This is a genomic window from Psychrobacter sp. Sarcosine-3u-12 (genome assembly GCF_002836005.1).
Taxonomy (GTDB): Bacteria; Pseudomonadota; Gammaproteobacteria; order Pseudomonadales; family Moraxellaceae; genus Psychrobacter; species Psychrobacter okhotskensis.
The window spans coordinates 1-1,788 of the sequence record NZ_PJBY01000023.1; the positions used below are offsets into that span (position 1 = coordinate 1).

Here is a 1,788-nt window from a genome sequence, read left to right on the forward strand (position 1 = left end):
CTATGAGTGCTCACCATCATTTGTTAGTGCAGTCTATTAATATACTTTACTGCGCTTTCAGCTCTTCAATCTTTTTTTGATCACTAAGAATAAATTTAAATTCTTCCAATTCAGGATATGAAAGTTTTGAAAAGTAATTTATTGAGTCCATATCCATCGGCTGAATTATAAATCGGTCATGGTCTGAAGAATAAGTGAATTTTCTAGAATCAGGTAATTCTGATATTTTTTTTTCTTCTAACAGATAAGTATCGAAAGTAGTACCATAGTTTTCATTTTTTTTATATAAACCGTAATCTAGCAGATAGATTTGATTGTCTATTTCTAGTATTTTGAATTTATTCTTTACATCTGTATTGTAATGATCATATATTTGATCTTTACTTATACTAAAAAATTTTCTGTTTTTATAGTTGACGAATAATTCATAAACGAAGGAGTTATCAAGATCAATTTTTCTCGTCGAGTTACTGTATTTTTCTTGATTATGAATACTAATTAGCTTAGTTTCAACATACTCACTATATTCATGACTATTCCTTAATAACTCAATATTTACCACAATATTATCCTGTAAATGTTTGTCGACATCTATATCTATATAAAGGTTTTTTTCTGCGTTAATAGACATAACTTTACTCACTAAATATATAGTTAATAATAGAATAATTACAATAAAAAGTATGCAATAGTATTTCTTACCTATGATCATTGAATATACCTTGATGAGAATTATTAGTAATAGTGTTATTTTTATAGAACCTCATAACTTCCGCTTTTGGAAAATCTTTAAGATTGGGTTTTTCTACTCCCTGCCAAGTTATAGAATCAAGACCCTTGCCGCCTAAGCTACCTACCATGTAGGTATTGGCAATATCCCAGCCTGCTCCTCCAAATATAGGAATACTTCGAGCGCCTGTCGTTACTCGGTAATCAGGAAATACAGAAGGGAAGGATGATGTGCTTTGACCTATAACTTCAACAGTAGAATAGTTCGGTAATGCTGAAATTCTTTTAGCAAAAGAATTAGTTTTTAAGGCAGATCTACATCCAAAGAAAACACATCTAGTTGTAGTTACACCTTTGTATGTAGCCCAGTTAAAATCTATACTTGACCAGCCATCTATATGCATTTGCTTTTTTTTGTCATTAAGCGGAGGGTCGTTAGGTGTATCATAAGTGATAGGCCCATCAGTTCCAGAATGAGAAAATATACTTACTTCTCTAGTTCTAACTTTACTTTTGCCTCCGTATTTTTTTATATAATTATTTATTATGACTTGTATTTCTTGTAAGGCTTGTATTGGAGGACAGTGAACCTTATGAATACTAGACTTGTACCAGCTTGATTTTTTAATATTTTTTAGTCTCGTTTGTGCTGACTCAGAAAACATTTTTGTTCCACTATCCCATTCATCAACCCAAAATAGTAAAAATAACTCGATAGGAGGAGAAATTTTTACTTTTTTATTATTGGGTGTAGATTTTGTAGTACCTGTAGATGAAGACATTACTTACTCCTTTCATTATCACTCTGCCAATCAAGTTTCAAAACCACCTCAATATCGTCTTCACTATTAGATTGAAACCTTTCTGACCAACCGTCTTTATCTGTATTACCTTTAAACTCTTCTCCTGTTACTTTATTAATAGCGGTGTAAGGCGTATTAGCATAAGGTTCCTCATCATCATCAACAAACTGATACGCTAAGTTATAAACCCTATCCATCAACGTCTTTTTATCAGGAATAATGTTAGGCAACCCCGCCAAACTCAACATCGATTAGC

Annotated in this window: 3 protein-coding genes; all 3 read right to left on the minus strand. The window is 31.8% G+C overall.

Annotated elements, in window-relative coordinates:
* Positions 1 to 46 precede the first annotated feature (46 nt).
* On the minus strand, positions 47 to 631 hold the full coding sequence (locus CXF65_RS00920; protein ID WP_156915640.1) for a hypothetical protein: 585 nt from the start codon (positions 629 to 631) through the stop codon (positions 47 to 49).
* Positions 632 to 698: 67 nt separating this feature from the next.
* A complete protein-coding gene (locus tag CXF65_RS00925; RefSeq protein WP_101210716.1) occupies positions 699 to 1,511 on the minus strand; it encodes a hypothetical protein in 813 nt (270 codons plus the stop codon).
* Entirely contained in the window at positions 1,511 to 1,771 is a 261-nt protein-coding gene (locus CXF65_RS00930; RefSeq protein ID WP_157823970.1) for a hypothetical protein, read from the minus strand. The genes CXF65_RS00925 and CXF65_RS00930 overlap by 1 nt, the downstream gene beginning before the upstream one ends.
* Positions 1,772 to 1,788 lie beyond the last annotated feature (17 nt).

Bases quoted from the DNA above. Each gene is read 5' to 3' on its own strand.
- CXF65_RS00920 (WP_156915640.1), bottom strand. From the start codon at position 631: ATGTCTATTAACGCAGAAAAAAACCTTTATATAGATATAGATGTCGAC.
- CXF65_RS00925 (WP_101210716.1), bottom strand. From the start codon at position 1,511: ATGTCTTCATCTACAGGTACTACAAAATCTACACCCAATAATAAAAAA.